At 52.9% G+C, this 24,582-nt stretch carries 26 protein-coding genes and 1 pseudogene; 20 read left to right on the top strand and 7 right to left on the bottom strand.

All coding sequences use genetic code 11. The features are described from left to right. Window positions 1–190 precede the first annotated feature (190 nt). Window positions 191–1,270, top strand: a complete 1,080-nt coding sequence (locus FDX14_RS09045) for a tRNA/rRNA methyltransferase (protein WP_042306631.1) — start codon at window positions 191–193, stop codon at window positions 1,268–1,270. A 32-nt stretch (window positions 1,271–1,302) separates the two neighbouring features. On the opposite strand, the gene ung is transcribed toward FDX14_RS09045, so the two are convergent. Then, window positions 1,303–1,992: a uracil-DNA glycosylase gene (gene ung, locus FDX14_RS09040; RefSeq protein WP_042306632.1), complete on the bottom strand. Its 690-nt coding sequence runs from the start codon at window positions 1,990–1,992 to the stop codon at window positions 1,303–1,305. 317 nt (window positions 1,993–2,309) lie between these two features. On the opposite strand from ung, the gene grcA reads away from it, so the two are divergent. Further along, window positions 2,310–2,693: an autonomous glycyl radical cofactor GrcA gene (gene grcA / locus FDX14_RS09035; RefSeq protein ID WP_005121223.1), complete on the top strand. Its 384-nt coding sequence runs from the start codon at window positions 2,310–2,312 to the stop codon at window positions 2,691–2,693. 78 nt (window positions 2,694–2,771) lie between these two features. On the opposite strand, the gene eamB is transcribed toward grcA, so the two are convergent. Further along, on the bottom strand, window positions 2,772–3,359 hold the full coding sequence (gene eamB, locus FDX14_RS09030; protein ID WP_137349368.1) for a cysteine/O-acetylserine transporter: 588 nt from the start codon (window positions 3,357–3,359) through the stop codon (window positions 2,772–2,774). A 102-nt stretch (window positions 3,360–3,461) separates the two neighbouring features. On the opposite strand from eamB, the gene FDX14_RS09025 reads away from it, so the two are divergent. Then, entirely contained in the window at window positions 3,462–4,358 is an 897-nt protein-coding gene (locus FDX14_RS09025) for a LysR family transcriptional regulator (protein WP_137349372.1), read from the top strand. A gap of 18 nt (window positions 4,359–4,376) precedes the next feature. On the opposite strand, the gene srmB is transcribed toward FDX14_RS09025, so the two are convergent. Continuing rightward, window positions 4,377–5,705 (bottom strand): ATP-dependent RNA helicase SrmB, encoded by a 1,329-nt coding sequence (srmB, locus tag FDX14_RS09020; RefSeq protein WP_042306638.1) that lies wholly within the window; start codon window positions 5,703–5,705, stop codon window positions 4,377–4,379. Between the two features lie 131 nt (window positions 5,706–5,836). Between srmB and trmN the strand changes: the two genes are divergently transcribed. Further along, a complete protein-coding gene (gene trmN, locus FDX14_RS09010) occupies window positions 5,837–6,574 on the top strand; it encodes a tRNA(1)(Val) (adenine(37)-N(6))-methyltransferase TrmN (RefSeq protein ID WP_079223079.1) in 738 nt (245 codons plus the stop codon). On the opposite strand, the gene nadB is transcribed toward trmN, so the two are convergent. Then, on the bottom strand, window positions 6,559–8,181 hold the full coding sequence (gene nadB, locus FDX14_RS09005) for an L-aspartate oxidase (protein WP_061382217.1): 1,623 nt from the start codon (window positions 8,179–8,181) through the stop codon (window positions 6,559–6,561). The two genes, trmN and nadB, sit on opposite strands and share 16 nt — an antisense overlap. Before the next feature lie 262 nt (window positions 8,182–8,443). Here nadB and rseD point away from each other — a divergent pair. The 12 genes and pseudogenes from rseD (at window position 8,444) to acpS (ending at window position 18,055) form a co-directional block, all read left to right on the top strand. Then, window positions 8,444–8,609: pseudogene (rseD, locus tag FDX14_RS09000) on the top strand (rpoE leader peptide RseD). Beyond that, window positions 8,606–9,181: an RNA polymerase sigma factor RpoE gene (gene rpoE, locus FDX14_RS08995; RefSeq protein ID WP_003037573.1), complete on the top strand. Its 576-nt coding sequence runs from the start codon at window positions 8,606–8,608 to the stop codon at window positions 9,179–9,181. The pseudogene rseD and the gene rpoE overlap by 4 nt, the downstream one beginning before the upstream one ends. 31 nt (window positions 9,182–9,212) lie before the next feature. After that, entirely contained in the window at window positions 9,213–9,863 is a 651-nt protein-coding gene (rseA, locus tag FDX14_RS08990; protein ID WP_008785497.1) for an anti-sigma-E factor RseA, read from the top strand. After that, window positions 9,863–10,819: a sigma-E factor regulatory protein RseB gene (gene rseB / locus FDX14_RS08985; RefSeq protein WP_042306644.1), complete on the top strand. Its 957-nt coding sequence runs from the start codon at window positions 9,863–9,865 to the stop codon at window positions 10,817–10,819. The genes rseA and rseB overlap by 1 nt, the downstream gene beginning before the upstream one ends. Then, entirely contained in the window at window positions 10,816–11,280 is a 465-nt protein-coding gene (rseC, locus tag FDX14_RS08980) for a SoxR-reducing system protein RseC (protein WP_042306646.1), read from the top strand. Before rseB ends, rseC begins: the two co-directional genes overlap by 4 nt. A 270-nt stretch (window positions 11,281–11,550) precedes the next feature. Next, the gene (gene lepA / locus FDX14_RS08970) at window positions 11,551–13,350 is read left to right on the top strand and encodes a translation elongation factor 4 (protein ID WP_042306650.1); all 1,800 of its coding nucleotides are present in this window, start codon (window positions 11,551–11,553) and stop codon (window positions 13,348–13,350) included. A 15-nt stretch (window positions 13,351–13,365) separates the two neighbouring features. Further along, complete coding sequence (gene lepB, locus FDX14_RS08965) at window positions 13,366–14,340, top strand: signal peptidase I (protein WP_042306654.1); 975 nt, start codon at window positions 13,366–13,368, stop codon at window positions 14,338–14,340. A gap of 269 nt (window positions 14,341–14,609) precedes the next feature. Then, complete coding sequence (rnc, locus tag FDX14_RS08960) at window positions 14,610–15,290, top strand: ribonuclease III (protein ID WP_003037579.1); 681 nt, start codon at window positions 14,610–14,612, stop codon at window positions 15,288–15,290. After that, window positions 15,287–16,192, top strand: a complete 906-nt coding sequence (era, locus tag FDX14_RS08955; protein WP_042306656.1) for a GTPase Era — start codon at window positions 15,287–15,289, stop codon at window positions 16,190–16,192. Before rnc ends, era begins: the two co-directional genes overlap by 4 nt. An 11-nt stretch (window positions 16,193–16,203) precedes the next feature. Continuing rightward, window positions 16,204–16,932: a DNA repair protein RecO gene (recO, locus tag FDX14_RS08950; RefSeq protein WP_042306658.1), complete on the top strand. Its 729-nt coding sequence runs from the start codon at window positions 16,204–16,206 to the stop codon at window positions 16,930–16,932. Between the two features lie 11 nt (window positions 16,933–16,943). Then, a complete protein-coding gene (gene pdxJ, locus FDX14_RS08945) occupies window positions 16,944–17,675 on the top strand; it encodes a pyridoxine 5'-phosphate synthase (protein WP_003838383.1) in 732 nt (243 codons plus the stop codon). Next, a complete protein-coding gene (gene acpS, locus FDX14_RS08940; RefSeq protein ID WP_038642698.1) occupies window positions 17,675–18,055 on the top strand; it encodes a holo-ACP synthase in 381 nt (126 codons plus the stop codon). The genes pdxJ and acpS overlap by 1 nt, the downstream gene beginning before the upstream one ends. Here acpS and FDX14_RS08935 read toward each other — a convergent pair. Both FDX14_RS08935 and FDX14_RS08930 read right to left on the bottom strand, forming a co-directional pair. After that, entirely contained in the window at window positions 18,052–18,312 is a 261-nt protein-coding gene (locus FDX14_RS08935) for a YfhL family 4Fe-4S dicluster ferredoxin (RefSeq protein ID WP_038642696.1), read from the bottom strand. The two genes, acpS and FDX14_RS08935, sit on opposite strands and share 4 nt — an antisense overlap. A 55-nt stretch (window positions 18,313–18,367) precedes the next feature. Continuing rightward, a complete protein-coding gene (locus FDX14_RS08930) occupies window positions 18,368–19,216 on the bottom strand; it encodes a MurR/RpiR family transcriptional regulator (RefSeq protein WP_042306662.1) in 849 nt (282 codons plus the stop codon). 117 nt (window positions 19,217–19,333) lie between these two features. On the opposite strand from FDX14_RS08930, the gene murQ reads away from it, so the two are divergent. Genes murQ through tadA form a run of 4 tightly spaced genes read left to right on the top strand, consistent with a single transcriptional unit; the run spans window position 19,334 to window position 22,795 of the window. Next, the gene (gene murQ, locus FDX14_RS08925) at window positions 19,334–20,227 is read left to right on the top strand and encodes an N-acetylmuramic acid 6-phosphate etherase (RefSeq protein ID WP_079223086.1); all 894 of its coding nucleotides are present in this window, start codon (window positions 19,334–19,336) and stop codon (window positions 20,225–20,227) included. Between the two features lie 9 nt (window positions 20,228–20,236). Next, a complete protein-coding gene (locus FDX14_RS08920; RefSeq protein ID WP_137349366.1) occupies window positions 20,237–21,601 on the top strand; it encodes a PTS transporter subunit EIIC in 1,365 nt (454 codons plus the stop codon). A gap of 3 nt (window positions 21,602–21,604) precedes the next feature. Next, window positions 21,605–22,240 carry a phosphatidylglycerophosphatase C gene (gene yfhb, locus FDX14_RS08915; RefSeq protein ID WP_038642689.1) on the top strand — a complete coding sequence of 212 codons (636 nt, stop codon included), beginning with the start codon at window positions 21,605–21,607 and terminating at the stop codon, window positions 22,238–22,240. Between the two features lie 57 nt (window positions 22,241–22,297). After that, a complete protein-coding gene (gene tadA, locus FDX14_RS08910) occupies window positions 22,298–22,795 on the top strand; it encodes a tRNA adenosine(34) deaminase TadA (RefSeq protein ID WP_061382212.1) in 498 nt (165 codons plus the stop codon). A 40-nt stretch (window positions 22,796–22,835) separates the two neighbouring features. Here the strand turns inward: tadA and mltF are convergent, their stop codons facing one another. After that, the gene (mltF, locus tag FDX14_RS08905; protein ID WP_137349365.1) at window positions 22,836–24,386 is read right to left on the bottom strand and encodes a membrane-bound lytic murein transglycosylase MltF; all 1,551 of its coding nucleotides are present in this window, start codon (window positions 24,384–24,386) and stop codon (window positions 22,836–22,838) included. Window positions 24,387–24,582 lie beyond the last annotated feature (196 nt).

The raw sequence follows: 24,582 nt of genomic DNA, 5'->3' as shown, positions 1-24,582 counted from the left end.
GTAGTGTGGACTTCATGGCAGTGACGCCAGTATGTTTCTATTATGTTACATATTATCGGGGAGTCTGTTCTAAACAACAATGCGTTTTATTCAATGAGTACAATAGTCCTTAGCTTTTAAATGAAATAATGGCTAACGACGTGCACATCGGGTAATCTGCGCGCTTCGCGCAGAGCAGGTGGAGAAAAACATGAGCGACGAACTGAAGAACAAAAACGGCAAGGTCAAAGTGATGTACGTCCGCAGTGACGATGACTCGGATAAACGCACCCAAAATCCACGTACTGGTAAAGGCGGCGGACGCCCCGGTACTTCCCGAGCCGAAGGCGGTCGTCGCCCTGCCCGTGATGACAGAAAGGGTCCGAACAGCGAACGCGGCCGTGAACGTGGTCGTGACCGCGATGCAGAACGCGATCGCAGACGTGAAGATTCACCATGGCGTACCGTGTCCCGCGCACCGAATGATGATGTTGCGGATAAAGCCGATCATGGCGGTATTAGCGGCAAGAGTTTTATCGATCCTGAAGTCTTACGTCGTCAGCGCGCGGAAGAAACCCGCGTTTACGGTGAGAATGCTTGTCAGGCTCTGTTCCAGAGTCGCCCGGACGCTATTGTTCGCGCCTGGTTTGTGCAGAGCGTAACCCCACGCTTTAAAGAAGCATTACGCTGGATGGCGGCAAACCGCAAAGCCTATCACGTGGTTGATGAAGCTGAGCTGGCGAAAGCCTCCGGTACTGAGCACCATGGCGGTGTTTGTTTCCTGATCAAAAAACGTAACGGTACCACTGTTAAGCAGTGGGTGGGTCAGGCTGGGGCGCAGGATTGCGTACTGGCTCTGGAAGACATCGCTAACCCGCACAACCTGGGCGGAATGATGCGTAGCTGCGCCCACTTTGGTGTGAAAGGCGTGGTGGTACAGGACGCGGCGCTGCTGGAATCAGGTGCGGCAATCCGTACCGCTGAAGGTGGCGCAGAGCACGTTCAGCCGATCACCGGTGACAGCATTGTCGATGTGCTGGACGACTTCCGTAAGGCAGGTTACACGGTAGTGATGACCTCAAGCGTGAAAGGCAAACCGTTGTTTACTACCACGCTGCCGGAAAAAATGGTGCTGGTATTAGGGCGTGAGCGTGAAGCGCTGCCGGAAGCGGCATGCTCAGCTGACGACCTGTGCGTGGCGATTGACGGTACGGGTAACGTTGAAACGCTCAACGTATCTGTGGCAACCGGCGTACTGCTCGCGGAGTGGTGGCGTCAGAACAAAGCCTGATAATAAAAATGCCAGCGAATCGCTGGCATTTTTTACTCGCTTTCTGCTGGTAACACCGGCGTCCAGTCAATCGGTTTTTCACCTCGTTGTTCCAACCATTCATTGGCCAGTACAAAGTGATTGCAGCCAAAGAAACCGCGATGTGCTGAGAGCGGTGACGGATGCGGCGCTTTCAACACATGGTGACGTTGGGTATCAATAATCGCGCCTTTCTTTTGTGCGTGTGAACCCCAGAGCAGGAAAACAACGCCTTCACGGTGCTGATTAATCAAGCTGATGACTTTATCGGTAAAGGTTTCCCAGCCCAGGCTGGCGTGAGAATGTGCCTGGCCGGCGCGGACAGTGAGTACGGTATTAAGTAACAGCACCCCCTGACGTGCCCAGCTTTCCAGATAGCCGTGCGTTGGGCGCGTGAAGCCAGGAATCGTCGCTTCCAGCTCTTTGTACATGTTCAGCAGCGATGGGGGAGTGGCAATACCCGGACGAACAGAGAACGCGAGACCGTGTGCCTGGCCTGGACCGTGGTAAGGATCCTGCCCCAGGATGACGACTTTCACGTCGCCAAGTTCGGTAAAGCGAAAAGCGTTAAACACATCTTTTTGCGGCGGGTAAATTGTCATACCCGACTGACGCTCGCCAGCGACAGTATGTAGCGTGTTAACAAAATAAGGCTGCTGTTTCTCATCTGCCAGCACATCGTGCCAGGTTAATTCGGTGGCCATCTCGCTCTCCTGCGAATTTTCAATCCCTCTAGCTTAACTGCTTCTTACTACGTCGCAAAATTCTCTACGTTTCTCAACGGCCTGGGTCTTAAAGATAGTTGAAAATTTATGTAAAAAGTTTAGCTGCATACATGGCGTAAGTTGATGTAAAACAATAAAATCCACCAATCACCACTTTTCATGTGTGGTTTTTGTTGATTTAAATCAAAGATTCGAGGGTGTGTGAGGGGTATATATACACTCAAGCAACAATGGTTTTACCAATTGGCCGGATGACGGCCAACCGAGATCAAATAATTTTGCCGGGGAGGCATCAAATGATTACAGGTATCCAGATTACTAAAGCTGCAAACGACGACCTGCTGAACTCTTTCTGGCTGCTGGACAGCGAAAAAGGCGAAGCACGCTGCATCGTTGCGAAAGCAGGTTTCAATGCAGATGACGTCGTTGCCGTCAGCAAACTGGGTGAAATCGAATACCGTGAAGTGCCGGTAGACGTACAGCCGGAAGTCCGCGTGGAAGGTGGTCAGCACCTGAACGTGAACGTTCTGCGTCGCGAAACGCTGGAAGATGCGGTTAAGCATCCGGAAAAATATCCGCAGCTGACCATCCGTGTGTCTGGTTATGCGGTACGTTTCAACTCTCTGACCCCAGAACAGCAGCGCGACGTTATTGCTCGTACCTTTACTGAGAGCCTGTAAGGCTCGCGGGGAATAACCCCGTTTAGCAGAGAATCAAAAGCGGAAGATGCCAGCGCGTCTTCCGCTTTTTTATATCCGTTAGTAAAAAATTCTCACTGCGCAATAAACTAACAGCAGCGCCAGAATGATATTCAACTGTCGGCCGTAACGCCGAAAGAGACGCTGAAAAAGATGGCCAGCCAGCGCCCAACATGCATTACCAAAGGTGCCGATCAGCGCCAGCAGAATACTCACCCCAATCAGCCAGTGAGCTTCCTGCGTATAGGGCAGTACAAACGTGGATAACGCGGTAATGCCGTACAAAATGATTTTGACGTTAACAAACTGCAAGCCAAAACTCGTCCAGAAGCCGATCGGTTCGGACTGCAAATTATCGTTTGCCGCCGGGCTGGTGGCGATTTTCAATGCCAGCCATAAGATATATGCCGCGCCTGCCCAACTGAGCCAGTGGATGATGGCCGGATCCATCGCGGCAAGCGAAAACGAAATCCCGGCACACATCAGCATGACGATTAAAAAGCCCAGACTCATCCCGGTAAGCACGCGCGTACTCTGGCGAAAACCGTGTGACGTCGCAGCACTGAGCGCAAGGATGTTGTTGGGTCCGGGGGTTAGCGCGGTAATCAATGTATAGGTCCAGAATGCACTTAAAAGCATGGGGGTCACTTGTCATCTCCTCTGTTTTGGTAGACAGTACCCGAGTTAAAACATTTAAAAAAATGAATGTTTTTGCATTCTCAGTTCGATGATTTCGATGGGTTGGTGCGGATGGATTTACGTCGGTTTATTACGTTAAAAACGGTGGTGGAAGAGGGCTCGTTCCTGCGGGCGTCGCAAAAACTTTGCTGTACGCAATCGACCGTCACGTTTCATATTCAACAGCTTGAGCAAGAGCTATCGGTGCAGCTGTTCGAAAAAATTGGCCGCAGAATGTGTCTCACCAGTGAGGGTAAACGGTTGATGCCGCATATACACGACCTGACCCGCGTGATGGCATCGATTCGCCAGTCAGCGCAGCAGGATGCGCAGCCGAGCGGCGAGCTACGCGTTGCGACCGGCGAAACACTGCTGGCGTATAAAATGCCGCAGGTATTACAGCGTTTTAAACAACGCGCGCCTCATGTGCGGTTGTCCTTACAGTCGCTCAACTGCTATGTCATTCGCGATGCGTTGCTTAGTGATGAGGTTGATCTGGGCGTGTTTTATCGTGTTGGTAATGACGATGCACTTGAGATGGTAGCGCTGGGCGATCAGTCGCTGGCGCTGGTTGCGTCGCCTCTGCTTCAGCATGTTGATTTCACCCGGCATAACCAGCACATTCCCTGCAGCTTTATCATTAATGAGCCGCAATGTATTTTCAGACAACGCTTCGAGGGCTTACTGCGTAAACGTCAGATTACGCTGGAAAATACGATTGAGTTATGGAGTATTGAGAGCATCAAGCACTGCGTATCGGCAAATCTTGGCGTCAGTTTTTTGCCGCGTTTTACCATTGAGAAGGAGCTCCGTTCAGGGGAATTGGTTGAGTTACCGTTCAGCGAACAGCCGGAGTTAATTACGGCATTGTGCGGTTACCATGCTGGAAAAGTCGTTAGCCCGGCGATGCGGGTGTTTATTGAGTGTATTGAAGAGAGCTTTGCGATGCATGAAAAAATGCCGGGCTAAACGGCCCGGCATACGGTTTTACTCTTTGTCGGATTGCTGGGGAGCAGTTCCGCTCGGCTTACGACGTTTGCCGATATTTTTGGCGTCGCGGTGACGTTTCTTCACGCGCGGTTTCTCTTTTTCTTTGGCTTTTTGCTCGGCGCGCTTCGCCAGTACTTTCTTGGACGGCTTGCCGTTAGATTTCTCACTTGGTGCGCGAGTCGTCGGACGCAGTTCGTCAATAACGCGTGCCTTCAAAGGTTCGTCGATATAGCGGCTCGCTTTACCAAGCAGCAGGTGGTCGTGCGCTTCAACCAGAGAAATCGCGGTACCTTTACGACCAGCGCGGCCAGTACGGCCAATGCGGTGCAGATAGGCATCACCACTGCGCGGCATGTCGTAGTTAAACACGTGGCTAACGTCAGGAATATCGATCCCGCGAGCGGCAACATCGGTCGCAACCAGCACGTTCACACGACCATCGGTCAGGCGTTTGATCGCTTCGTTACGCTTAATCTGTACCATCTCGCCTTCGAGATAGCAGTTATTAATGCCCGCCTGGCGCAGCCAGCCTGCCAGCTCGTGTACACGCTCACGCTTACGTACAAAAACAATCGAACGGGTTGCTTCCGGCTGTTTTAACAGATGGATCAGCAAAGCCGTTTTGTGCTCGATGTCATCAGCACGGTAGTAAAATTGGTGGATCTTCTTGCGTTCGCGGGTCGATGGATCCGCCGAAACCTCAACCGGATCTTCCAGCAGGCGCTCGGCAAAATCTTTAATCGCGTCGCCTTCCAGCGTGGCAGAGAACAACATCGTCTGCTTACGCCAGCGGGTTTCACCGGCGATATGCTCGATGTCCTGGGCAAAGCCCATGTCCAGCATGCGGTCTGCTTCATCGAGGATCAGCGTTTCAACCGCGTGGCAGTCGAAGTTCTCTTCTTTGATGTATTGCAGCAGACGACCGGTGGTAGCGACCACGATGTCCTGGTTTTCGCTAAAGACTTCCATGTGGTTCATGTAAGCCACGCCGCCGGTAATCGTGGCGACATCCAGATGCGTATTCTTCGCCAGTTCGCGGGCGTGTTCGGCAACCTGTATCGCCAGTTCGCGCGTCGGCGTCAAAATTAAAATGCGTGGCGGGCCAGATTTTTTACGCGGGAAGTCGAGCAGGTGCTGCAACGCTGGCAGCAAATATGCCGCCGTTTTACCGGTGCCTGTCGGCGCAGAACCGAGTACATCACGGCCATCGAGCGCAGGCGGAATGGCGGCAGCCTGAATGGCGGTCGGGCGAGTGAAACCTTTTTCCTGGAGGGCATCCAGAAGGCTTTCATCGAGTTCAAGTTCGGAAAAAGTCGTTACAGTCATGTTCTACCTCTGTGTGGGGCGCTGATTATAGACGTTACGGCTGCAATCTTCATCTGTTTGTATGGATATAGCTTCTCAGGTATTGTTTTTATCCTATGCTATCGTTTTTTTTCCCAGGAAGGTTGTTCTTCATGCCCCAGTCTACATCCGTACTTAGACGTAATGGATTTACATTTAAGCAGTTTTTTGTGGCACATGATCGTTGTGCAATGAAAGTCGGAACGGACGGTATTTTATTAGGGGCCTGGGCCCCCGTTGCGGGCGTAAAACGGATTCTGGATATTGGTACCGGAAGCGGCCTGTTGGCGCTGATGCTGGCCCAGCGCACTGATGAAAATGTCACCATTGACGCCGTGGAGCTTGATGTTGACGCCGCGCAGCAGGCGCAGGAGAACATCGCGCAATCTCCGTGGATGCATCGCGTCAGCGTTCATACAGCAGATGCGCAGCAATGGATACCGCGCCAGACCGTGCGTTTTGATTTGATTATCAGCAATCCACCCTATTATGAACAGGGAGTGGAATGCGCCACGCCGCAGCGCGAGCAGGCACGTTATACGACCGCACTTGATCATGAAGCATTGCTGGCACTGGCGGCGGGGAGTATTACAGAAGATGGTTTTTTTTGTGTCGTGCTGCCGGAACAAATTGGTAATGCCTTTACCCAGCGGGCATTAAGCATGGGCTGGCATTTGCGTTTACGTACGGATGTGGCAGAAACTGAGGCCCGGCTACCGCATCGTGTATTGTTGGCATTCTCCCCGCAGGCCGGGGAGTGCTTTAGCGACAGGTTGGTTATCCGTGGGCCAGACCAACGTTACTCTGAAGGTTACACGGCGCTGACCCAGGCGTTTTATCTGTTTATGTGATGACTTAGCGGTGAGAGGATGGACGGGCCTGACTCGGGAAGTTGTTCAGGATAATCCAGCGTGTAGTGCAGGCCCCGACTCTCTTTGCGCATCATGGCGCAGCGTACAATCAGCTCGGCAACCTGCACCAGGTTGCGCAGTTCCAGCAAATTGTTCGACACGCGGAAATGAGCGTAATACTCGTCGATTTCCTGTTGCAGCATGGTGATACGGCGCAGAGCGCGTTCCAGGCGCTTGGTTGTACGCACAATTCCGACGTAGTCCCACATAAATAAGCGCAGCTCATGCCAGTTATGTTGAATCACCACCAACTCATCCGGATTTTCCACACGACTTTCATCCCAGGCGGGAAGTGTATTGACACCGCGTGCGTAAGGCATTCTCCTGTCGATATCTTCAGCAGCTGACCAGCCGTAAACCAGGCACTCAAGCAATGAGTTCGACGCCATACGGTTGGCGCCATGCAGGCCGGTGTAACTCACTTCGCCGATGGCATACAGACCGTCGACGTCCGTGCGGCCAAAGTCATCAACCATCACGCCGCCGCAGGTATAGTGCGCGGCAGGAACGATAGGGACCGGCTCTTTGGTCAAATCGATGCCCAGTCCCAGCAGTTTTTCATAAATCATCGGGAAATGCTGACGAACAAATGCTTCCGGTTTATGGCTGATGTCGAGGAACATGCAGTCAGCGCCCAGGCGTTTCATCTCGTGGTCAATGGCACGGGCGACAATATCGCGGGGAGCCAGTTCGCCACGCTCGTCAAAATCGGGCATAAAGCGCGAGCCGTCCGGGCGCTTCAGGTGCGCGCCTTCGCCACGCAGCGCCTCGGTCAGCAGGAAATTGCGCGCCTGCGGATGATACAGCGCCGTTGGATGAAACTGGTTAAATTCAAGATTGGCAACACGACATCCCGCTCGCCAGGCCATCGCAATCCCGTCCCCCGAGGAGATATCCGGATTGGTTGTGTACTGATACACTTTTGACGCGCCGCCAGTAGCTAACACCACTGACTTCGCATGGCAGGTTTCGACAGCTTCTTTATTACGGTTCCAGATCCAGGCGCCGACCACCCGACGCGTTCCCGGCAGACCGATCTTATCGGAGACAATCAGGTCTACGGCATTGCTACGTTCAAGAACCCGAATGTTGGGATGATTTTGCGCCCGGCTGACAAGGGTGGTTTCGACTTCTTTACCGGTAGCATCCGCAGCATGCAGGATGCGTCGATGGCTATGACCACCTTCACGGGTCAGGTGATAACTCTCCTCACCGTTGGGCTGAACCTGTGTATCAAACAACACGCCCTGATCGATAAGCCACTGCACACAGGTGCGGGCATTGCTGGCGACAAATTCAACCGCATGACGATCGCAAAGTCCGGCCCCGGCAATCAGTGTATCTTCAACGTGGGAGTCGATACTGTCGGTTTCATCGAAAACCGCGGCAATACCGCCCTGAGCATAAAACGTCGAGCCTTCGCTAACAGGACCTTTGCTCAGTACAATAACCTGATGTTTCTCAGCCAGCCGCAGCGCCAGTGAGAGTCCGGCAGCTCCGCTGCCAATGATCAGCACGTCACAGGATAATTCAGGAGTTGTATTCATGATTTTTGTTTAATTTACTAAACATTGTTTGCTCACAATAGCACCACGACGCGCGTTACTGCACGTTTTATTTTTAGATGTGTTGCAATGGCTAAACATGAAAGAAAAGTAAGACGAGGATGAAATGAGCAAAATTATTTTGTGAAGCAGGCCGTTAGCATCAGATTATGTGATGAAATAAAGTGGCCGTTGGGTTACTCTGCAAGCGGTGAAATGGGCATTTCTTACAGATAGTGCGTTGATCGGGTTATGTAGACTTATAATGAGAGATAAGACCTGTCTACAACATGACAAACAAAAAACAAATGCGTAACGGAACTTTACGAAACTTGAGCACTCTAAGCATTTGCTTGCTCATAGTGAAGCTTATGGAGTGGCGTTTCGACAGCGCGTGGAAATTTGGTTTGGGGAGACTTTACCTCGGATGAGCGAGCAGTTAACGGACCAGGTCCTGGTAGAACGGGTCCAAAAGGGAGATCAGAAAGCCTTTAACCTACTGGTAGTCCGCTATCAGCATAAGGTGGCGAGTCTGGTTTCTCGCTATGTACCGTCGGGCGATGTACCCGATGTAGTACAAGAAGCATTTATCAAGGCCTATCGTGCGCTGGACTCGTTCCGGGGGGATAGTGCTTTTTATACCTGGCTGTATCGTATCGCAGTCAATACAGCGAAGAATTACCTGGTCGCTCAGGGGCGTCGTCCACCTTCCAGTGATATAGATGCGATTGAAGCAGAAAACTACGAAAGTGGCGGTGCCCTGAAAGAAATTTCGAACCCTGAGAACTTAATGTTGTCAGAAGAACTGAGACAGATAGTTTTCCGAACTATTGAGTCCCTCCCGGAAGATTTACGCATGGCAATAACCTTGCGGGAGCTGGATGGCCTGAGCTATGAAGAGATAGCCGCTATCATGGATTGTCCGGTAGGTACGGTGCGTTCACGTATCTTCCGAGCGAGGGAAGCTATTGATAATAAAGTTCAACCGCTTATCAGGCGTTGACGATAGCGGGATACTGGAAAAGGTATTAGGCATGCAGAAAGAAAAACTTTCCGCTTTAATGGATGGCGAAACGCTGGATACTGAGTTGCTTAAAGAGCTAACTCACGACCCGGAAATGCAAAAAACCTGGGAGAGTTATCACCTGATTCGCGATTCTATGCGAGGTGATACCGCCGACGTTCTCCATTTCGATATTTCCGCCCGCGTAATGGCTGCCATCCAGGATGAGCCAGTACGTCAGACGGCGCCATTGATTCCTGAGGCCCAGCCAGCACCGCACCAGTGGCAGAAAATGCCATTCTGGAAGAAAATGCGTCCGTGGGCCGCGCAGCTTACCCAAATGGGCGTGGCTGCGTGTGTATCACTTGCAGTTATTGTTGGCGTCCAGCACTATAATGGTCAATCTGAAACGTCCCAGCAGCCCGAAACGCCGGTATTCAATACATTACCGATGATGGGTAAAGCCAGTCCGGTAAGCCTGGGTGTACCTTCTGACGCGACAGCCAGCGGCGGTCAGCAACAGCAGGTACAGGAGCAGCGTCGTCGTATTAATGCCATGTTGCAGGATTACGAACTGCAACGCCGACTGCACTCTGAACAGCTTCAGTTTGAGCAGGCGCAAACACAGCAAGCCGCTGTGCAGGTGCCAGGAATTCAAACTTTAGGAACGCAATCGCAGTAATGAAGCAACTTTGGTTTGCCATGTCACTTGTGGCTGGTAGCCTGTTCTTCTCTGTAAACGCCTCGGCCAATCCTGCGTCCGGGGCGTTGTTGCAGCAGATGAATCTGGCCAGCCAGTCGCTAACCTATGAGCTGTCATTTGTCAGCATCAATAAACAGGGTGTTGAATCCCTACGTTATCGCCATGCCCGCCAGGATAACCGTCCGTTAGCACAGCTGCTGCAATTGGATGGACCGCGCCGGGAAGTGGTGCAACGTGGCAATGAAATTAGCTATTTCGAGCCTGGGCTCGAACCGTTCACGCTGAACGGCGACTATATCGTTGACTCTCTGCCATCCCTGATTTATACCGACTTCAAACGCCTTGCACCCTACTATGATTTTATCTCAGTAGGCCGCACCCGCATTGCTGATCGGCTCTGTGAAGTGATCCGCGTTGTCGCTCGTGACGGCACCCGTTACAGCTATATCGTCTGGATGGACACGGAGACCAAACTACCGATGCGTGTCGATCTCCTCGATCGTGATGGTGAAACGCTGGAACAGTTCCGCGTCATCGCCTTTACCGTAAACAACGGCGTTAGCGATAGCATGCAGACGCTGGCGAAAGCCAATCTACCGCCGTTGCTGTCGGTTCCTGCGGGTGAAAAAACCAACTTCAACTGGAGCCCGTCATGGTTGCCGCAAGGCTTTAGTGAGGTCTCCAGCAGTCGACGCCCGCTGCCGACCATGGATAACATGCCGATTGAATCACGCCTTTATTCGGATGGCCTGTTCAGTTTCTCCGTGAACGTAAACCGCGCGACGCAAAACAGCACCGATCAACTGCTGCGAACCGGGCGTAGAACGGTCAGCACCAGCGTGCGTGATAACGCGGAAATTACGATAGTGGGCGAGCTTCCACCACAAACGGCGAAGCGTATCGCAGACAATATCAAGTTCAGGGCCGCACAATGATCAAAGAGTGGGCAACAGTCGTTTCCTGGCAAAATGGTCTGGCGACGGTCAGCTGTGATGTGAAAGCGTCATGTAGCAGCTGTGCTTCCCGGGCCGGGTGTGGGAGCCGCGTGCTGAATAAACTTGGACCGCAGACCACACATACTATTGTGGTACCCAGCGATGAGCCATTGGCCCCTGGTCAAAAAGTTGAGCTGGGCATTGCCGAGAGGAGCTTGTTGGGATCGGCGATGCTGGTTTATATGTCTCCACTGGCGGGTCTCTTTCTTTTCGCGGCACTGTTCCAGGTGCTATTTGGCTCCGATCTGGCGGCATTAAGCGGGGCTGTACTGGGTGGCGTGGGCGGATTCCTGATCGCCCGCGGATATTCCCGTAAGCTTGCTGAACGTGAAGCCTGGCAGCCGGTCATTCTGAACGTTGCCCTCCCGCCCGATCTTATTCGCGTCGAAACCCAGCAGTGATATTTTTGTCTGATGGCGCTGCGCTTATCAGGCCTACCGCGTTTTCAGATGCAGGCGTAGGCCGGATAAGGCGTTTATGCTGCCATCCGGCAAAAGTTTCACCGACTTTGTAAGGTTGTTTCCAGTTCCCGCTATCCTTGCTCTATGAACATTTCCTCGCCTCAGCGTTGTAGTGTAGAATGCGGCGTTTCACTTAAACAGACGTTAAGCTCAGATCAGCGACTTCTCAGAGCCTGCTCAGGCGGGCGTAAGGCACAATAATTACTCTATATGAAGAACATACGTAACTTTTCAATCATAGCTCACATCGACCACGGTAAATCGACGCTGTCTGACCGTATTATCCAGATCTGCGGTGGCCTGTCTGACCGTGAAATGGAAGCGCAGGTTCTCGACTCGATGGATCTTGAGCGTGAGCGCGGTATTACTATCAAAGCGCAGAGCGTGACGCTCGATTTCAAAGCATCTGATGGTGAAACCTATCAGCTTAACTTTATCGACACCCCGGGCCACGTCGACTTCTCATATGAAGTTTCCCGCTCGCTTGCCGCCTGTGAAGGCGCACTGCTGGTGGTTGACGCCGGGCAGGGTGTAGAAGCGCAAACGCTGGCCAACTGCTACACCGCCATGGAAATGGATCTGGAAGTGGTGCCGGTACTGAACAAAATTGACCTGCCGGCCGCTGACCCTGAGCGCGTAGCGGAAGAAATTGAAGATATCGTCGGTATCGACGCCACCGACGCAGTACGCTGCTCGGCGAAAACTGGCGTAGGTGTGACCGACGTTCTTGAACGTCTGGTGCGCGACATTCCGCCGCCGGAAGGTGATCCGGAAGGCCCGTTGCAGGCGCTGATTATCGACTCCTGGTTCGATAATTACCTGGGCGTGGTTTCGCTGGTGCGTATTAAAAACGGCACCATGCGTAAAGGTGACAAAATTAAAGTGATGAGCACTGGTCAGGTTTACAACGCCGACCGTCTGGGCATCTTCACGCCAAAACAGGTTGATCGTACCGAGCTGAAATGCGGCGAAGTAGGTTGGTTGGTTTGTGCGATTAAAGACATCCTTGGCGCCCCGGTTGGTGATACCTTAACTTCCGCGCGTAACCCGGCAGACAAACCGCTGCCAGGCTTCAAAAAAGTGAAGCCTCAGGTTTACGCCGGTCTGTTCCCGGTGAGCTCTGACGACTATGAAAACTTCCGCGATGCGCTCGGCAAGCTGAGCCTGAACGACGCCTCCCTGTTCTACGAACCGGAAAGCTCCAGCGCACTGGGCTTCGGCTTCCGCTGTGGCTTCCTCGGCCTGTTGCATATGGAGATCATTCAGGAACGTCTGGAACGTGAATACGATCTGGATCTGATCACCACCGCGCCGACCGTAGTGTATGAAGTGGAAACCACGGCGAAAGAGACTATCTACGTCGATAGCCCATCTAAGCTGCCGCCGCTGAACAACATCTACGAACTGCGCGAGCCGATCGCCGAATGTCACATGCTGCTGCCGCAGGCGTACCTTGGTAACGTCATCACGCTGTGTATCGAGAAACGTGGCGTACAGACCAACATGGTTTATCACGGTAACCAGGTCGCGCTGACCTATGAAATTCCGATGGCGGAAGTGGTACTCGACTTCTTTGACCGCCTGAAGTCGACCTCCCGCGGCTATGCGTCGCTGGACTATAACTTCAAGCGCTTCCAGGCGTCTGACATGGTGCGCGTTGATGTCCTCATCAACAACGAACGTGTCGATGCGCTGGCGCTGATCACTCACCGCGACAACTCCCAGAGCCGTGGCCGTGAGTTGGTCGAGAAGATGAAAGATCTGATCCCGCGCCAGCAGTTTGATATCGCGATTCAGGCGGCCATCGGCACGCACATCATCGCGCGTTCAACGGTGAAGCAGCTGCGTAAAAACGTTCTGGCGAAATGCTACGGTGGCGATATCAGCCGTAAGAAAAAGCTGCTGCAAAAACAGAAAGAGGGTAAAAAGCGCATGAAGCAGATCGGTAACGTCGAACTGCCGCAGGAAGCCTTCCTCGCCATTCTGCATGTCGGTAAAGACAGCAAATAATCTTAAGGAGTTGGCATGGCGAACATGTTTGCCCTGATTCTGGTGATTGCCACACTGGTGACGGGCATTTTATGGTGCGTAGATAAATTCATTTTCGCGCCAAAACGCCGGGAGCGTCAGGCAGCAGCGCAAGCTGCTGCAGGTGATTCACTGGATAAAGCAACGCTGAAAAAAGTGGCCCCTAAGCCGGGCTGGCTGGAAACGGGCGCATCCGTTTTCCCGGTATTAGCTATCGTGCTGGTGGTGCGTTCGTTTATTTATGAACCGTTCCAGATCCCGTCAGGTTCGATGATGCCGACGCTGTTGATTGGTGATTTTATTCTGGTGGAGAAATTCGCCTACGGGATTAAAGATCCGATTTACCAGAAAACGTTGATCGAAACCGGCCATCCGAAACGCGGTGATATCGTGGTGTTTAAATACCCGGAAGATCCGCGTCTGGATTACATCAAACGCGCTGTCGGTTTACCGGGAGACAAAGTGACGTACGATCCGGTGGCGAAAGAGGTGACTATTCAGCCTGGTTGCAGCTCCGGTCAGGCGTGTGAAAATGCGCTGCCGGTAACCTACTCTGATGTTCAGCCAAGTGATTTTGTGCAGACCTTTGCTCGTCGTAATGGCGGGGAAGCGACCAGCGGCTTCTTTGAAGTTCCGCTGAATGAAACGAAAGAAAACGGTATTCGCCTCTCCGAGCGTAAAGAAACGCTGGGTGAGGTAACGCACCGCATTCTGACTGTGCCAATCGCGCAGGATCAGGTGGGGATGTATTACCGCCAGCCAGGTCAGCAACTGGCAACCTGGATCGTCCCACCGGGACACTACTTCATGATGGGTGATAACCGTGACAACAGCGCGGACAGCCGTTACTGGGGATTTGTGCCGGAAGCGAATCTGGTGGGTAAAGCGACTGCAATCTGGATGAGCTTCGACAAGCAAGAGGGTGAATGGCCGACCGGCGTGCGTTTAAGCCGTATTGGCGGTATTCATTAATTGCTAATAATCGTTCACGTTGTCGTCATTATGGCGACAGCGTGAATTATTTCTCGGATAAATTCCCGCAGACTAACGACATCCCTTGTCGTTGTGTATAGAATATTCCCCCGAAGTTTTAGGTTGGCACCGACAGGTTGCCACGGCACACGAAACAGCGTTGGTTTGTATACAAAAGCATTCAGACGATGCCAGATGGCTAAATGAATGGCGTATATCAGGTCTGTTTCGTGTGCTGAATTGTTGACGCATTCATTTATTGGTATCGCATGAACCCCATCGTAATTAATCGGCTTCAACGGAAGCTGGGCTACACTTTTAATCATCAGGAGCTGTTGCAGCAGGCATTAACTCACCGTAGCGCCAGCAGCAAACATAACGAGCGTTTAGAATTTTTAGGCGACTCTATTTTGAGCTTTGTCATCGCTAATGCGTTATATCACCGTTTCCCGCGTGTGGATGAAGGTGATATGAGCCGCATGCGCGCGACGCTGGTTCGCGGTAATACGCTGGCAGAATTAGCCCGTGAGTTTGACCTCGGTGAATGTTTACGTTTGGGACCAGGCGAGCTGAAAAGCGGCGGTTTCCGTCGTGAGTCGATCCTGGCGGACACCGTTGAAGCTTTGATCGGCGGCGTCTTCCTCGACAGCGATATTCAAACCGTTGAGCAACTGATCCTGAATTGGTATCAAACCCGCCTGGATGAAATTAGCCCAGGCGACAAACAAAAAGATCCGAAAACGCGCCTGCAGGAATATTTGCAGGGTCGCCACCTGCCGCTGCCGTCCTATCTGGTGGTGCAGGTCCGTGGTGAAGCTCACGATCAAGAATTTACTATCCACTGCCAGGTCAGCGGCCTGAGTGAACCGGTGGTTGGCACAGGTTCGAGCCGTCGTAAGGCTGAGCAGGCTGCCGCCGAACAGGCGTTGAAAAAACTGGAGCTGGAATGAGCATCGATAAAACTTACTGCGGATTTATTGCCATCGTCGGTCGCCCGAACGTTGGTAAATCCACCTTGTTGAATAATCTGCTTGGGCAGAAGATTTCTATTACCTCTCGTAAGGCTCAGACAACTCGTCACCGTATTGTTGGCATCCATACCGAAGGCGCGTATCAGGCGATTTATGTTGATACCCCGGGCCTCCATATGGAAGAAAAACGTGCCATTAACCGCTTGATGAACAAGGCGGCGAGCAGCTCGATTGGTGATGTTGAACTGGTGATTTTCGTTGTGGAAGGCACTCGCTGGACGCCGGACGACGAAATGGTGCTCAACAAGCTGCGTGATGGTAAAGCCCCGGTAATTCTGGCGGTGAACAAAGTCGATAACGTTCAGGAAAAAGCCGATCTGCTGCCGCACCTGCAGTTCCTGGCCAGCCAGATGAACTTTCTCGACATCGTGCCGATCTCTGCCGAGACCGGTCTGAATGTTGATACCATTGCGGGTATCGTACGTAAGCATCTGCCGGAAGCAATTCATCACTTCCCGGAAGATTACATCACCGATCGTTCACAGCGCTTTATGGCCTCTGAAATTATCCGTGAGAAGCTGATGCGTTTTCTGGGCGCTGAACTGCCGTATTCCGTCACCGTTGAGATTGAGCGTTTTATTTCTAACGAGCGCGGCGGCTACGATATCAACGGTCTGATCCTTGTCGAACGTGAAGGGCAGAAGAAGATGGTGATTGGCAACAAAGGGGCCAAAATTAAAACCATCGGTATTGAAGCGCGTAAAGACATGCAGGAAATGTTCGAAGCGCCTGTTCACCTCGAACTGTGGGTGAAAGTGAAATCCGGCTGGGCCGATGACGAACGCGCGCTGCGCAGCCTCGGTTACGGCGACGATCTCTGAGAATAACCCCGATGGAGGGCTGGCAACGCGCTTTTGTCCTGCACAGCCGCCCGTGGAGCGAAACCAGCCTCGTGCTGGACGTCTTCACGGAAGAATCGGGCCGCGTGCGCCTTGTTGCCAAAGGCGCGCGTTCCAAACGTTCTAATCTCAAAGGCGCACTCCAGCCTTTTACTCCGTTACTGCTTCGCTTTGGTGGGCGTGGTGAGGTCAAAACCTTGCGTAGCGCCGAAGCCGTCTCTCTGGCACTCCCTCTAAGCGGTATTACGTTATACAGCGGCCTGTATATCAACGAGCTTATCTCGCGCGTGCTTGAATACGAGACTCGCTTTTCTGAACTCTTTTTCGACTACCTGAACTGTATTCAGGCGCTGGCAGGCGCGACGGGGTCGCCCGAACCCGCCCTACGCCGCTTTGAACTGGCTTTACTCGGTCATCTGGGTTACGGCGTGGATTTTACCCACTGCGCGGGCAGCGGCGAGCCGGTAGATGACACCATGACCTATCGTTATCGGGAAGAGAAAGGATTTATCGCAAGTGTCGTGATTGATAACGCCACCTTTACCGGACGCCATCTGAAAGCGCTTGAGTCGCGTGAATTTCCGGATGTTGATACGCTTCGCGCTGCGAAACGCTTTACCCGCATGGCGTTAAAGCCGTATCTTGGTGGTAAGCCGTTAAAAAGCCGGGAACTGTTCCGGCAATTTATGCCAAAACGCGCAGTAAAAATTAAAAATGATTAACGAGGATTGTCATGGCTGAATTACTGTTAGGCGTCAACATTGACCACATTGCCACTTTACGTAATGCTCGCGGCACCGCATACCCGGACCCGGTTCAGGCGGCGTTTATCGTTGAACAGGCGGGCGCAGACGGCATTACTGTGCATCTGCGTGAAGACCGTCGCCATATCACCGACAGAGACGTGCGTATTCTGCGTCAGACGCTGGATACGCGTATGAATCTGGAAATGGCGGTAACCGAAGAGATGCTGGCGATTGCCGTTGAGACTAAGCCGCATTTTTGCTGCCTGGTGCCGGAAAAGCGCCAGGAAGTTACCACTGAAGGTGGTCTGGATGTCGCCGGTCAACGCGACAAGATGCGTGACGCCTGTAAACGCCTGGCGGATGCCGGCATCCTGGTTTCACTGTTTATCGATGCCGATGAAGAACAGATCAAAGCCGCTGCTGAAGTTGGCGCGCCGTTTATTGAAATTCACACCGGCTGTTACGCTGATGCGAAAACTGACGCGGAACAGGCCAGCGAACTGGCGCGTATTGCGAAAGCGGCAACTTTTGCCGCAAGCCTTGGCCTGAAGGTGAATGCGGGTCACGGTCTGACGTATCACAACGTTAAGGCCATCGCGCGGATCCCGGAAATGCACGAACTGAACATCGGTCATGCCATTATCGGACGCGCAGTGATGAGCGGTCTGAAAGACGCGGTAGTAGAAATGAAACGCCTGATGCTGGAAGCGCGTGGTTAATGGCGATTTTGGGATTAGGTACGGATATCGTGGAGATTGCCCGCATTGAAGCGGTGATCTCCCGCTCCGGTGACCGTCTGGCAAGACGCGTGCTCAGCGACAACGAATGGGCAATCTGGGAAACGCATCAGCAGCCGGTGCGTTTTCTGGCGAAGCGTTTTGCGGTTAAAGAGGCAGCAGCAAAAGCCTTTGGTACGGGTATTCGCAACGGCCTGGCGTTTAACCAGTTCGAGGTCTTTAACGATGAACTCGGTAAGCCGCGTCTGCGGTTATGGGGGGAGGCGTTAAACCTGGCGGAAAAACTCGGCGTCGCACATATGCATGTGACGCTGGCCGATGAGCGTCACTACGCCTGCGCCACGGTGATTATTGAAAGTTAGATTTTGTCCGCGTGATGCATCTGGACGAATTTATCCCACAACTGCTCTTCACTCTCTAAATGTGCCGGATCTTTCAAAATAGTATTGGGGATCGGGCACACCTTCTGGCAGGTTGGCGTGTCATAATGGCCTACGCATTCCGTACATTTGTCACTGTTAATCTCGTAAATGCTGTCACCCATCGAAATCGCCTCATTCGGGCATTCAGGTTCGCACATATCGCAATTGATACATTTTTTAGTGATTAACAGGGCCATCAGGAAACTCTCAAAACATCACAAATCGGGCGGGCATTATACGCGCATTCTTTGCTCAGACCAGTTTTTTTACCAGCGCTTCGCTGTGACGAATGCGTTCCGGAGCATGCTCCAGATCCTGCTGCACCAGTGCCATAAACAGTAAATCGGTGAGCATCATTTGCGCATGGGTGGAGGAGATCGCGGCGCTGCGCGTGGCCTGCTCCTCGGCAATCGTATACAGACAATGACTTGCGCGTTGCTGCAGGGCATTGGGCGTAAATCCGGTGATGGCGAGAATTTTGGCCCCGGTACGCAGCGTTTCATCTGCCGCCAGATTAAGCTCGCGGCGTTCACCGGTGTACGAAATAGCCAGCAGTAGATCGCCTGGCGAAAGCGCCTGCACCGTCGCCAGCAGCGCGTGCATATCGCGTTCAACCACCGCGTTAAAACCAATCTTCAACAGCTTCCAGGCAAAATTCTGCGCTACCAGACCCGATGCGCCAATACCGGTCAGAATAATACGTCGGGCAGAGCGCAGCATCGTGACGCTCTCCAACAGTTTTTCTTCGCTGTTAATATCCAGCGTCGCATGCATCGCCGCCACGTTCTCCTTAATCAGCTTTTCACCCACCAGACGCATAGGGTCATCGCCTCGGATCTGATTATGCACCGGAACAGAATGGGGGTTGGGATTGCTGGCCAGCGCTTCGCTAATCGCCAGTTTGAGTGCCGGAAATCCTTTAAAGCCTAATTTTTGCGCGAACTTCACCACGCTGGACTGGCTGACGCCCGCTTCAAAAGCCAACTGCTGTGAGCTGAGATGACGCGCGGTATCCGGCTGAGCGAGGAGATAATCCGCAAGTTTTTTATCGCTTTGCGCGAGATCCGGGTAACGCTGACGAATGCGAATTAAACAGTTCATGCTGTCTCCTGGCGAAAACGTGATGGCGATTACAAAACAAAATTTCACTCGCCTGGATGAATATAATATTCCATTATGACAGATTATTATGAATTAAAAATTCCTAAGGACCAAAAAATGAATCTCGGTGCATTAGTTTCAGAAACCCGTAATCCTCAGACCATGGATCTTGATGCGCTCTCCACGCTGGAGTTGGTTCATCGTTTTAATCAACAGGATACGCTGGTAGCAGAAGCAGTAAAAGCCACTCTTCCTGAAGTTGCGCTAGCGGTCGATGCGGCGGCTGATGCGCTTAAAGCGGGCGGACGCATTATATACATGGGCGCGGGTACCAGCGGGCGTCTTGGGGTTCTGGATGCGTCTGAATGCCCACCGACTTTCGGCGTACCGCACGGTCTGGTGGTTGGCCTGATAGCCGGAGGACCGGGCGCGTTACTGAAGGCGGTTGAAGGCGCGGAAGATAACCCGCAGTTAGGTGAAGACGATCTGCGTACGATCAACCTTACCACAGAGGATCTGGTGGTTGGTCTGGCGGCTTCAGGTCGTACGCCGTATGTGATTGGCGGGCTGAAATATGCCCGGACGGTGGGCTGTACGACGGTGGCGATTTCCTGCAATCCGGACTCTCCTATCGCTCATGAAGCGGATATTGCCATCTCCCCCGTGGTGGGGCCGGAGGCCCTGACGGGGTCTACTCGACTGAAATCCGGCACCGCGCAAAAACTGGTGCTCAATATGATCTCCACCGGTGCGATGGTGAAGTTTGGCAAGGTGTATCAGAACCTGATGGTGGATATGCAGGCCACCAACGTCAAACTGGTCGATCGGGCGTGTCGCATGGTGGTTGAAGCCACTGGTATTGCGCGTGAGCAGGCGCAAGCGCTGTTAAAGCAGACTGACTTTGAGGTTAAACCCGCCATTTTAATGGCGCTCACCGGCCTGGACGCCGCTGCCGCCCGCGAAAAGCTTGCCGCTCACCAGGGTTTTTTACGCGCGGCGTTAGAACACTAAGAGGTGTATATGGATAAGACGGCGGTGCTGGCCAGCGACATTCTGCTGGGCGTTGGCGGAGAGAAAAATATTCTGCGCCTGGAAAACTGTATGACCCGTGTCAGGGTGGAAGTCCGGGATGAGGGTCAGCTCGATGTATCGCGGCTCAAGCAACTGTCCGGCGTCAGCGGCTACGTGAAGCAGGGCGCGCAGCACCAGATCATCGTCGGCCCCGGTAAAGCCGCCAGGGTGGTGGATGCTATGCGCTCCCTGATTGCCGATGACGGCGAGCGCACCGATGTACATGATATCGAGCGCACGAAGTCAGCGGCTAAAGCGAAATACAAAGCGCCGATGAGCGATGCGTTGCGTAAGCTGGCGAACGTCTTTATCCCTCTTATTCCGGCGTTTATCGCCTCCGGTTTAATTACCGGCATTATTAACATCCTTAAGCGGCCGGATATCGTCGGGGATTTTGCGACCCACTATCCGAATTTACTTGGACTGATGGGAATATTTGGCAGCGCCGTGTTTGCCATTATGAATATTCTGGTCGGGGTCAATACCGCTAAAGTCTTCGGCGGTTCTCTGGCGATGGGCGGAGTGATGGCGGGGATCCTCTCCAGCCCGCAACTGGCGCAAATTACCCTGTTTGGCGAAACGTTGCAGCCGGGGCGCGGCGGGGTAATCGCCGTGCTGTTGGTGGTAGCGTTGATGTGCTGGATCGAACGCAAATTCCGTGAACTGCTGCCGGAATCACTGGAACTGATCCTTAACCCACTGCTGACCACCATTATTACCGGGGCTATTGCGATAGTGGCGCTGCAACCGTTGGGTGGTTGGATTTCCGAATCTATCGCTCACGGCGCATCCTGGGCTATCGATCGCGGCGGTTTTCTGGTCGGCGCTATACTGGCGGGAACCTTCCTGCCGCTGGTGCTCACCGGGCTTCATCAGGGGTTAGTGCCTATCCACGTCGAACTGGTGCAGGCGCACGGTTATAACGCGCTCTTCCCAATCCTTGCAATGGCGGGTGTTGGGCAAATCGGTGCTGCGATTGCGGTGCTGATGAAAACCCGCAACGCACGACTAAAAAAGGTGATCAAAGGGGCGTTGCCGGTTGGATTATTGGGGATTGGCGAACCGCTGATTTTTGGCGTTACGCTACCGTTGGGTAAGCCGTTTATTGGTGCCTGTCTTGGCGGAGCGGTAGGCGGGGCGCTGATAAGCTACTGGAAAGTGGCGACGGTTATCACCTTTGGTATCTCAGGATTACCGCTGGCATTAACGATTGTTACCGGAAAAGTGATGCTCTATCTGTTAGGCTATCTGGTAGCAGTTATTGCCGGGTTTCTGTTTACCTGGCTATTGGGGTTCAACGATCCAGAGGAATAAAGCTTGACCAATCACCAGCGCCGCGTTGTCTTTTTTGATTTGGATGGCACGTTACATCAGCAGGATATGTTCGGGAGTTTTATTCGTTATCTGCTGCGCCGCCAGCCGCTGAACGTGCTGCTTGTGCTGCCTCTGTTACCGGTGATTGCGCTGGCGTTGTTGATAAAAGGACGCGCGGCCCGCTGGCCAATGAGTCTGCTGTTGTGGGGATGTACTTTTGGTCGTAGCGAGGCGCGTCTGAAAGCGCACCAGGCCGATTTTGTACGTTGGTTTCGCGATAACGTGACGGCGTTTCCGCTCGTACAGCAGCGGCTGACCACTTATCTGTTGAGTTCTGACGCCGACATCTGGCTTATCACCGGTTCCCCACAGTCGCTGGTGGAGCAGGTTTACTTTGATACTCCGTGGCTACCGCGCGTCAATCTGATCGCCAGTAAAATGGCGCGGGGATACGGTGGCTGGGTGCTGCCTCTGCGCTGTCTGGGGCATGAGAAAGTGACACAGCTGGAACGCCAGATTGGCGCGCCGCTGCAACTTTATAGTGGTTATAGCGACAGTAAGCAGGACAACCCGCTGCTCTCTTTTTGTCAGCATCGCTGGCGCGTCACGCCGCGTGGGGAACTGCAACAACTCGAATAGAGTAAACGATAGCGTCTGTGTATAATGCGCCCGCTTTGATTACTGGAGTTACCCCCTTTGTCTGAAGTTGAATTTAGCCACGAATACTGGATGCGTCATGCTTTAACGCTGGCTAAGCGCGCCTGGGATGAGCGTGAAGTCCCGGTGGGCGCGGTATTAGTGCATAATAACCGCGTCATTGGCGAAGGCTGGAACCGACCGATTGGTCACCATGATCCCACGGCCCATGCTGAAATTATGGCGCTGCGTCAGGGCGGCCTGGTGCTGCAAAATTACCGTCTGTTGGATGCCACGTTGTACGTCACTCTGGAGCCGTGCGTGATGTGCGCCGGCGCGATGGTGCACAGTCGTATCGGCCGGGTGGTGTTTGGCGCGCGCGATGCGAAAACGGGGGCGGCGGGTTCATTAATTGACGTGCTACATCACCCTGGAATGAATCATCGGGTTGAAGTGACAGAGGGAGTCCTGCGGGATGAATGCGCCACCCTGCTCAGCGATTTCTTTCGTATGCGTCGTCAGGAAATTAAAGCCCTGAAAAAATCCCCCAATGCGTAAATGCCGGTCTGATTGCCTGATGTTTATCAGGCCGATAAGACTACTTTTCCTCTTTCTTTTGCGCTGAAAACAGCAGAGAAGGGGAGTGCGTCAGGTAGTTTGACGACGTCTGAGACAGAAACGCGGAAAGCGGGAATTTCTCTTTACCTAATAACTCCGCGGGCGACACCGCCGGGTAATCCTGCGCCAGCTGCTGCGTTTCCTGCGCCTGCTTTTCTTTTTCTTGCAGATATCCCACCAGGCTTATCTGGTACTTACGGATATTTTCCACATAGGCGTAGGCTTCATGACCACGCGCATAGCCATAGGTCAGCTTGTTGTAATACGGCTTTTGACTGAGCAGCGGTAGCCGCTGTTTTACATCGGACCAGCTATTCGGATTGCCTTTGGTTTTGACCGTCAGCGCCCGTGCGTCCAGCATATGCGCATAACCCATATTGTAGGCGGCAAGCGCAAACCAGATCCGTTCTCCTTCCGGGACAGTATCTGGCACTTTACTCATCATATCCTGCAAATAACGCGCGCCGCCGCTGATGCTCTGTTCTGCATCGGTACGGTCAGTCAGCCCGAGGCTCTGGGCGGTATTTTTGGTCAACATCATCAGCCCGCGTACGCCGGTCGGGGAGGTGGCCTGCGCGTCCCAGTGCGACTCCTGATACGAGATTGCGGCAAGCAGCCGCCAGTCTATTTCTTGCGCATATTTTTCAAATAGCGGCTTAAGGTCTGGCAACACGCTATCGACGGCGCGCAAAAAGGTGCGGGTGTCGACATAGTCAAAATCATCGCCATGCCCGAGGTATTTCTCTTCCAGACGCGCCAGAGAGCCATCTTCATTCATGGAATTAAAGAAATCCAACAGGGCGGCGGACAGAGTGTTGTCATCGTCCAGTCGACTAAACCAGGTCACCGGTTGTTCGTCGGAGACGTCCAGCGCGACGGCCAGCTCAGGGTGTACGCGTTGGTACAGGCTGATGGCGACGGAATCGGCAATGGTGTAATCCAGCTTACCGGCGATAACATCATCCAGCAGTTCAGTGGTGCCCTTTTTGTCATCCACTTTCCAGCTCAGATCGGGAAATTTTTTCTCTTTTAGCTGCTGGAGGTCGTTAACCACCACGTGCCCCGGGGCTATGGTCAGTTGGTTATCGTTCACGGTGGCCAGGGTTCGGGGGCGATATTGACCGACCCGATACACTAACTGTTGTGAAACCGAATAATAGGTCGGGCCGGGCTGGTAATTTTTCACCCGCTCGCTGTTATACACCAGACCTGCGGCTAACAGATCGGCATCCCCGTTATCCAGGTCGTCAAACAGCTGGCTGATGTTCTGGCGCACAGTGATTTTTACCTTCACGCCTAAGTAGTTGGCGAACGCCTGGGCCAGTTCATAATCCAGACCGAATTTTTTCCCGTTGAGGGTTGCATAAGTTAATGGCGAGTCAATGGTACTGACGCGCAGTTCTCCCCGCGACTGAATGGCGGCGATACGATTTTCGGCTTTACCGAACCAGGGAATGGATGGCCAGAGGGCCGCTGCCAACAACAGCGTTAATATGCCGATGAACAGATAATTAATCTTTAATTTTCTCAATTAGTTAATTCTCTGAACCGTACGTTGTCTCTGCCTGCTGTGGTGTTGTTTAAGAAGTGAAATCGTCATTAATGAGCGGCATTTTGCTTAAACTTGCGTCAGTTGGCAACTTATTCAGAATACAGACCGCATTTGATGATAAGACGAGACCGCGATTTTATTTCGACGCAAACGGTTTCGTCGGCGCGGTAGATTC

The organism is Citrobacter sp. wls710 (assembly GCF_005281115.1).
GTDB classification, from domain to species: domain Bacteria; phylum Pseudomonadota; class Gammaproteobacteria; order Enterobacterales; family Enterobacteriaceae; genus Citrobacter; species Citrobacter werkmanii.
Note: the sequence above shows the minus strand (reverse complement) of the source record. Positions and strands in the feature narration are given on the sequence as shown.

Bases quoted from the DNA above. Each gene is read 5' to 3' on its own strand.
- FDX14_RS09045 (WP_042306631.1), top strand. From the start codon at position 191: ATGAGCGACGAACTGAAGAACAAAAACGGCAAGGTCAAAGTGATGTAC.
- ung (WP_042306632.1), bottom strand. From the start codon at position 1,992: ATGGCCACCGAATTAACCTGGCACGATGTGCTGGCAGATGAGAAACAG.
- grcA (WP_005121223.1), top strand. From the start codon at position 2,310: ATGATTACAGGTATCCAGATTACTAAAGCTGCAAACGACGACCTGCTG.
- FDX14_RS09025 (WP_137349372.1), top strand. From the start codon at position 3,462: ATGGATTTACGTCGGTTTATTACGTTAAAAACGGTGGTGGAAGAGGGC.
- srmB (WP_042306638.1), bottom strand. From the start codon at position 5,705: ATGACTGTAACGACTTTTTCCGAACTTGAACTCGATGAAAGCCTTCTG.
- trmN (WP_079223079.1), top strand. From the start codon at position 5,837: ATGCCCCAGTCTACATCCGTACTTAGACGTAATGGATTTACATTTAAG.
- nadB (WP_061382217.1), bottom strand. From the start codon at position 8,181: ATGAATACAACTCCTGAATTATCCTGTGACGTGCTGATCATTGGCAGC.
- rpoE (WP_003037573.1), top strand. From the start codon at position 8,606: ATGAGCGAGCAGTTAACGGACCAGGTCCTGGTAGAACGGGTCCAAAAG.
- rseA (WP_008785497.1), top strand. From the start codon at position 9,213: ATGCAGAAAGAAAAACTTTCCGCTTTAATGGATGGCGAAACGCTGGAT.
- rseB (WP_042306644.1), top strand. From the start codon at position 9,863: ATGAAGCAACTTTGGTTTGCCATGTCACTTGTGGCTGGTAGCCTGTTC.
- rseC (WP_042306646.1), top strand. From the start codon at position 10,816: ATGATCAAAGAGTGGGCAACAGTCGTTTCCTGGCAAAATGGTCTGGCG.
- lepA (WP_042306650.1), top strand. From the start codon at position 11,551: ATGAAGAACATACGTAACTTTTCAATCATAGCTCACATCGACCACGGT.
- lepB (WP_042306654.1), top strand. From the start codon at position 13,366: ATGGCGAACATGTTTGCCCTGATTCTGGTGATTGCCACACTGGTGACG.
- rnc (WP_003037579.1), top strand. From the start codon at position 14,610: ATGAACCCCATCGTAATTAATCGGCTTCAACGGAAGCTGGGCTACACT.
- era (WP_042306656.1), top strand. From the start codon at position 15,287: ATGAGCATCGATAAAACTTACTGCGGATTTATTGCCATCGTCGGTCGC.
- recO (WP_042306658.1), top strand. From the start codon at position 16,204: ATGGAGGGCTGGCAACGCGCTTTTGTCCTGCACAGCCGCCCGTGGAGC.
- pdxJ (WP_003838383.1), top strand. From the start codon at position 16,944: ATGGCTGAATTACTGTTAGGCGTCAACATTGACCACATTGCCACTTTA.
- acpS (WP_038642698.1), top strand. From the start codon at position 17,675: ATGGCGATTTTGGGATTAGGTACGGATATCGTGGAGATTGCCCGCATT.
- FDX14_RS08935 (WP_038642696.1), bottom strand. From the start codon at position 18,312: ATGGCCCTGTTAATCACTAAAAAATGTATCAATTGCGATATGTGCGAA.
- FDX14_RS08930 (WP_042306662.1), bottom strand. From the start codon at position 19,216: ATGAACTGTTTAATTCGCATTCGTCAGCGTTACCCGGATCTCGCGCAA.
- murQ (WP_079223086.1), top strand. From the start codon at position 19,334: ATGAATCTCGGTGCATTAGTTTCAGAAACCCGTAATCCTCAGACCATG.
- FDX14_RS08920 (WP_137349366.1), top strand. From the start codon at position 20,237: ATGGATAAGACGGCGGTGCTGGCCAGCGACATTCTGCTGGGCGTTGGC.